The 5,925-nt window shown below is 72.1% G+C and carries 6 protein-coding genes and 1 pseudogene; 6 read left to right on the top strand and 1 reads right to left on the bottom strand.

Going from position 1 to position 5,925, the window contains the following annotated elements:
- Positions 1-402 (bottom strand): hypothetical protein (locus VF794_RS11555; protein WP_331109685.1); only part of this gene is annotated, 402 nt, incomplete at its 3' end.
- A gap of 128 nt (positions 403-530) precedes the next feature.
- Between VF794_RS11555 and VF794_RS11560 the strand changes: the two genes are divergently transcribed.
- From VF794_RS11560 to VF794_RS11585, 6 genes and pseudogenes are all read left to right on the top strand, one after another.
- Entirely contained in the window at positions 531-998 is a 468-nt protein-coding gene (locus VF794_RS11560; RefSeq protein WP_331109687.1) for a hypothetical protein, read from the top strand.
- Positions 995-2,200 carry a beta-ketoacyl-[acyl-carrier-protein] synthase family protein gene (locus VF794_RS11565; protein WP_331109689.1) on the top strand — a complete coding sequence of 402 codons (1,206 nt, stop codon included), beginning with the start codon at positions 995-997 and terminating at the stop codon, positions 2,198-2,200. Before VF794_RS11560 ends, VF794_RS11565 begins: the two co-directional genes overlap by 4 nt.
- Positions 2,197-3,255: a beta-ketoacyl synthase N-terminal-like domain-containing protein gene (locus VF794_RS11570; protein ID WP_331109691.1), complete on the top strand. Its 1,059-nt coding sequence runs from the start codon at positions 2,197-2,199 to the stop codon at positions 3,253-3,255. The genes VF794_RS11565 and VF794_RS11570 overlap by 4 nt, the downstream gene beginning before the upstream one ends.
- Entirely contained in the window at positions 3,252-4,478 is a 1,227-nt protein-coding gene (locus tag VF794_RS11575) for a beta-ketoacyl-[acyl-carrier-protein] synthase family protein (protein ID WP_331109693.1), read from the top strand. The genes VF794_RS11570 and VF794_RS11575 overlap by 4 nt, the downstream gene beginning before the upstream one ends.
- Positions 4,475-5,644, top strand: coding sequence for a beta-ketoacyl synthase N-terminal-like domain-containing protein (locus VF794_RS11580; RefSeq protein WP_331109694.1), 1,170 nt, complete (start codon positions 4,475-4,477; stop codon positions 5,642-5,644). Before VF794_RS11575 ends, VF794_RS11580 begins: the two co-directional genes overlap by 4 nt.
- Positions 5,641-5,925: pseudogene (locus VF794_RS11585) on the top strand (hypothetical protein); the annotation flags it as partial. The gene VF794_RS11580 and the pseudogene VF794_RS11585, both read left to right, overlap by 4 nt.

Consider the following 5,925-nt stretch of genomic DNA (forward strand, 5'->3'; position numbering starts at 1 on the left):
CGCGTCCTCGGAGACGAGCGCCTCGGAAGGGCCGCACTTCTCGCACGTCTTCTTGAAGAAGACCTTGCCCGCGCGGATGACCACCTCGGCCCGGACCAACGCCAGGCAGTGCGGACACGTGGAGGTGGTGTGCTTGAAGATGTGGTCTCCCTGGAGCCCCTCCGGTACCTCGCCCCGCGCGAGGAATGTCTGGATGTACGCCTTCGCATCGTTGGCGACGCGCAGCTCCGAGGGGCCACAGGTCGTGCAGTGCTGGAGCGAGTACACCTGCTCGTCGCGCAGCACGATGCGGCCCTCCACCTCGGTGCGGCAGGTCGGGCACCGGGACATCTCGTGCAGCAGGAAGGTGTGGGGACGGTCCTTCCGAGGCGTGGGCGTTGGTCCGCAGGTGGTGCAGTCCATCGAGGCTCCAGGGGATGTCAGGGGAGGGAAGTGTCATCAAGGCACCGCCCCCCCTGGCCGGGTCAAGCGATTCCACGCAGGAGAACCCCTCGGCGACCCTCGCGGGCGAGCTATGCTCCCGGACTCGCATGCGCTACGTGCTGTTGGACCGGATCTCCGAGCTGCACCCGCCCGAGCAGGCCCTGGGCGTCAAGTGCGTCTCGCTCGCCGATGACGTCTTCGTCGACCACTTCCCGGGGCACCCGGTGCTGCCCGGCGCGCTCATCCTCGAGTCGCTCGCACAGCTCGGCGGTGTGCTGCTGGAGGCCACGATGCGCTCCCGGGGACGCTCGGACCTGCACGCGCTGCTGGTGTCGGTGGAGCGCGCCAGGTTTCGGCGGCTCGTCCGGCCAGGGGACAAGATGCTCCTGGAGGCCAAGGGCCTCACCGCCAGCGAGGACGGCGGGCAGGTGCGGGCGTTCGCGCGCGTGGACGAGCAGCTCGTCGCCGAGGCCGAGCTCACCTTCGCCTTCGTGCAGGTGAAGCACGCCTCGCTGATCGCCAAACGTCGCGAGGTTCTCAACGTATGGCTCCACGGGTCCTCGGAGGAGCCGTGAACTCCCGGCGCGTCTTCGTCCGGGGCGTGGGCGTGGTGTCCGCGCTGGGGCGGGACTGGCCCTCGACCGCGGAGGCCCTCGCCGGGGGACGGAGCGCCATCGCCCCCATCACCCACTTCGACGTGGAGGGTTTCCCCTGCACGGTGGGTGCTCCCGTGCTCGATGCGGAGCTGGAGGGGCCGGATCGCCGGCTGGGCCTCGCACGGCGTGCGGCTCGGGAGGCGTGGGCTCGAGCGGGGGGGTCCGTGGCGCCCGAACGGCTCGGGGTGTTCATCGGCGCCGAGTCCGGGCGGGCCACGCTCGCCACCGTATGCGAGCTGGCCCAGGCGGCCGGAGGAGGGCGGACGTTCGACCATGTCCGTTTCGGTGCCCGGGCTCCCGCGATGGCGTCGAGGATCAACGCCTCGGTGGTGTCTCCGGCGTCGGTGGCCTCGGTGCTCGCCGGAGAGTGGAATGCACGAGGCCCCGCGCAGACCGTGTCGCTGGCGTGTGCCTCCGGCAGCGCGGCCATCATCGAGGCGGTGCGCACCCTGCGGCTCGGCCTCTGCGACGTGGCCCTGTGCGGTGGCGTGGGCGCGGACGTGGATCCGCTGATGCTGGCGGGCTTCGGGCACCTGGGCATCTTGAGCGCCAAGGGGTGCTCCCGCCCCTTCGATGCTCGCCGGGACGGTTTCGTGGTGGGCGAGGGGGCGGCCGTGGTGGTGCTGTCGGTCGAGCGCGGCGGCGCGGAGGCGGAGATCGCGGGCGTGGGGCGCTCGCTCGATGCCTACAACCTCACCGCGCCGGACCCGGAGGGGGATGGGGCTCGGCGGTCCATGCGGGCCGCGCTGCGGGACGCGGGGGTGGAGACGGTGGACTACGTGCAGGCGCACGGCACCTCCACGCCGCTCAATGATCCCGTCGAGGCCAAGGCCCTGCGCGCGGTGCTCGGGGATGGGCTGGCGAGGGCGCGCGTGGCCAGCGTGAAGGGGGCGTTGGGGCACTGGGTGGCGGGGGCGGGTGCCCTGGGGCTCGTCTGCGCGTACGAGGCGGTGGTGGGTGGGCGGATGCTGCCCTCGGCCGGGCTCGAGACACCGGACCCGGACTGTGACCTCCCGCACGTCATGGGGGAGGCGGTGTACCAGGAGGCCGGGACCGCGCTGGTGAATGCCTTCGCCTTCGGCGGGGCGAACACGAGCCTCGTGGTCCGGCGCTGCGCATGACGGGGCGCACGTCCAGGGTGGCCATCGTCGGAGCGGCCGCGGTGAGTACCTTCGGGCTCGGGTGGCGCGGGCTGGGCGGCGCGGTGGTGGCGGGGAAGCCCCTGCGCTCCACCTTACATGCGCTCGCGGCGACCCATCCCGGCGTCGAGGCGGCCGAGGTCCCAACGCTCGCACCCACCCAGGACGCGGGAGATGGACGCCAGCGCAAGCTCATGTCTCGCGGCGCCCGGTTGGCGGCGGTGGTGATGCGCGAGGCCCTTCGTGAGGCGCGCTGGAGCCAGGGGCGGGAGGACATCGGCGCCTTCCTGGGCGTGGGGGCCTCGGGTGGTGCCATGGACGAGCTGACGGCCATGCTCCAGGCCAGCATCGAGGGAGGGACGCTCTCGCTCGAGCGGTTCGGCGGGGAGGGGCTCGCCGCCTGCAACCCGCTCTTCGCCTTCCAGTTGATGAACAACTTCACGCTCTGCCACGGGAGCATCCTGGAGGGCGTGGGAGGACCGAACGGCGCCTTCTTCTCGCGAGGAGGTGGGACGGTGCGCGCGCTGCGCGAGGCGGTGGCGACCGTGGCCACGGGGGAGTGCGAGCGCGCCCTGGCGGGAGGCGCGGACTCGGCCCTGCACCCGGTGACCTGGGCCGAGCTGGGACGAGAGGGCTTCGCCACCCGGGGATTGGTACCGGGAGAGGGCGCGGGACTGCTCGCGATCTCCTCGCGGCCCGAGGACACGGCGCTGGCCTGGCTCGAACGCTGCGAGGTCTTGCCGGAGGATGGGCTCTCGCGGGGACTCGCCGGGAGCCACGGACGCGTGGACGCCGTGCTCACCGCGGCTTGGGGGCCGGGACGAGCCGGGGAGCTTGGAGACGAGGCCGCTCGGCTGGGCGTGCCTGTCTCGGACACCGTGCGGGTGCTGGGCGAGACCCTGGCCGCGTCTCCCGCGCTGGCGTGGGCGGCGGCGGTGGATCTGCTCGCGGAGGGGCGAGCACGCCGCGTTCTGGTGCTCTCACTGGGTGTGGATGGGGAGCTGGGGCTCGTGGAACTGGCGGGAGTGGCACCATGAGCCGAGCCGTCATCACGGGTGTCGGAGTGGTGTCCGCTTTCGGCGTGGGGGCACCCGCGTTCTTCGAGGGGCTCGTCGAGGGGCGCGGCGCGGTCGGTCCCATCCGTTCCTTCGACGCGCGCACGTTTCCGATACAGGTGGCGGGCGAGGTTCCCCCGTTCGAGCCTCACCTCGGCAAGCGCGGGGCGATCCGGGATCGCAAGCTGGCCTTCGGGCTGCTCGCGGCCGAGGAGGCGTGGCGGAACGCTCGGTGCGGTCCCGAGGAACAGCAGGCGGCGCTGTCCGTGGCGCTCGGGCTGGAGCAGGCGTTCCTCGACGACTTCGGCTCCTTGTTCGATGAGGGCCGCATCCTCTGGACCCGGGAGCCGGAGGCGCCCCTGCCCCCGGTCCGCTTCCGAGCACGGCTCGACCTGGCGGCCGAAACCATCCGGGAGCAGCTCGGACTTCGAGGTGGGACGACAGTGCATGTCTCGGCCTGTGCGGCCGGGGGGCTCGCCGTGGCACATGCCGCCGCGCTCATCGAGCGAGGAGAGGCCTCGGTGGTGCTGTGCGGTGCGGCGGACTCCATGGTGAACCCACTCGGCATCGGAGGCATGTCCCGACTGGGGGCGCCGTCTCCGCGCAATGCCCCGGACGCGTGCCGGCCTTTCGATCGGCGCCGGGACGGGCTGGCGGTGGGCGAGGGCGCGGCGATGTTCATCGTGGAGTCCGAGGAGCGCGCACGGCGGCGCGGTGTCCGGGCCCTGGCGCGCATCCTGGGCTGGGGGCGCACGCAGGACGCGTACCGGGTGACGGCGCCTCGGCCGGATGGCTCCGCCGCGCGACGGGCCCTGGAGCGGGCGCTGCGCCACGCGGGCCTGCCTCCAGAAGCGGTGGGGTACATCAACGCCCATGGCACGGGCACCCCGCTCAATGACCCCGCCGAGGTGAAGGCCATCCGGGGAGCGCTCGGTCCACACGCCGAGCAGGTGGCGGTGAGTTCCATCAAGGGCGCGGTGGGACACCTGATGGCCGCGTCGGGGGCCATCGAGCTCGCCGCGAGCCTGCTTGCGTTCGAGCGCGACCTGCTCCCGGGCACCGCGAACCTGCTGGAGCGGGATCCGGAGTGCGACCTGGACATCATCGGCCCCACGCCACGCGAGGCTCGGGTGGACGTGGTGCTCTCCAACTCGTTCGGCTTCGGTGGGCAGAACGTCACCGTGGCGCTCGGGAGGGCGACATGAAGGCGGCGGTGACGGGCTGGGCGTGGCGGACGCCCCTCGGCGTAACGGTGGAGCAGGGCGTGACGAGGCTGCTCGCGGGAGAGCGCGCGGCCCGGCCCCCCGAGGGCTTCGCGGCGGAAGCGTATGCGTGCCGCCTGGTGGCACCGCTCGGGGTGCAGCCGACACGGTCTCGGGAAGGACGGTTCCTGCGCCGGATGGGCCGCTTCGCCCTGGAGGTGGCACGCGAGGCGGCGGAACAGGCGGGAGTCCAGGGAGGGGACCGCGTGGGCCTCTTCGCGGGCTTCGGTGGGCTGCGCGCGCACTGGGAGGAGATGATGCCGGCGCTCGAGAAGCAGGCGCCGGACGGCCGCGAGTCCTGGGAGCGCGGGCTCAAGGATCTGCACCCGTTCTGGATGCTCCAACACCTGTCGAACAACGCGCACGCATTGGTCTCCGTGGCGCTGAAGGCGCGCGGGGAGGGGATGACCTTCGGAGGAGCGAACGCTGGGGCACAGGCACTCGCGTCGGCACAGCGAGCGCTCGCGGTGGGGGCGGTGGACGTGGCCATCGTGCTCGCGGAGGACACGCTGCTGGAGCCCGAGGTGCTGGTGGAGCTGGGCGCGAGCGGCGTGGCGAATCACGCGGGCCTGGAGGCACTGGAGGCTCCGTACAGCGTGCGAGCGGCGGGTTTCGTCCCTGGGGAGGCCGTGGCGGCGGTGGTACTGGAGCCGGTGGAGCACGCCGGGACGCGGGCGCTGGCGTGGGCCGAGGCGGCGGACGGGGCGGACGGCAGCCAGGGAGCGCCACGCTCGGAGACGCTCGCGAGGGTGGCGGCGGGACTGCTGACGCCCGGGGTGTCTCTCATCGACGGAGCGGGGCGCGCGGACGTGGAGTTCGACGCCGCGGAGAGGAAGGTGCTCGCGAGGCTCGTTCCCGAGGGGGCGTGCCTGACGTCGACAGCCTCCGCGATGGGACAGCTCGGCGCATCGGCTCCCGTGGTCCAGCTCATCGCGCTGGCGAGCTGCCTCCGCCGAGGAGTGATGCCTTCCGTAGCTGGGCTGCACGAACCGGCACCAGGGCCTCTCCGGTGCCTCGTGAAGACGGAGGAAACGGTAGCCCGTGAGGCGCTGGCCGTATCCGTGGGCGCACCAGGGCTCGTGGGAGCAGTGCGCGTGGAGGTTCCATGAACAATCAGGACGAGCAAACCCAAAGGAGAAACAAGATGCGCAAGGTCATACTGATGGCTGTTTTCATCATGCCGGTGCTGGGCTGCGTGACGGGTCATGCGGAGGAATCCTGGACGCTGACCACCATCGCCGATGCCCGCAGTGGCATCGCCAAGCCGGTTGATCTGGGCGAGCCGGGCGATTCTCCGGGCGACATGTTCGTGTTTGACCAGCCGTTGCTGAATGCGTCCCAGCAGAACATTGGCTCGAACAGTGGTTACTGCGTCCGGACGCTGCCCGGT

Origin of the sequence: Archangium sp., assembly GCF_036389735.1 — a bacterium.
Classification (GTDB): domain Bacteria; phylum Myxococcota; class Myxococcia; order Myxococcales; family Myxococcaceae; genus Archangium.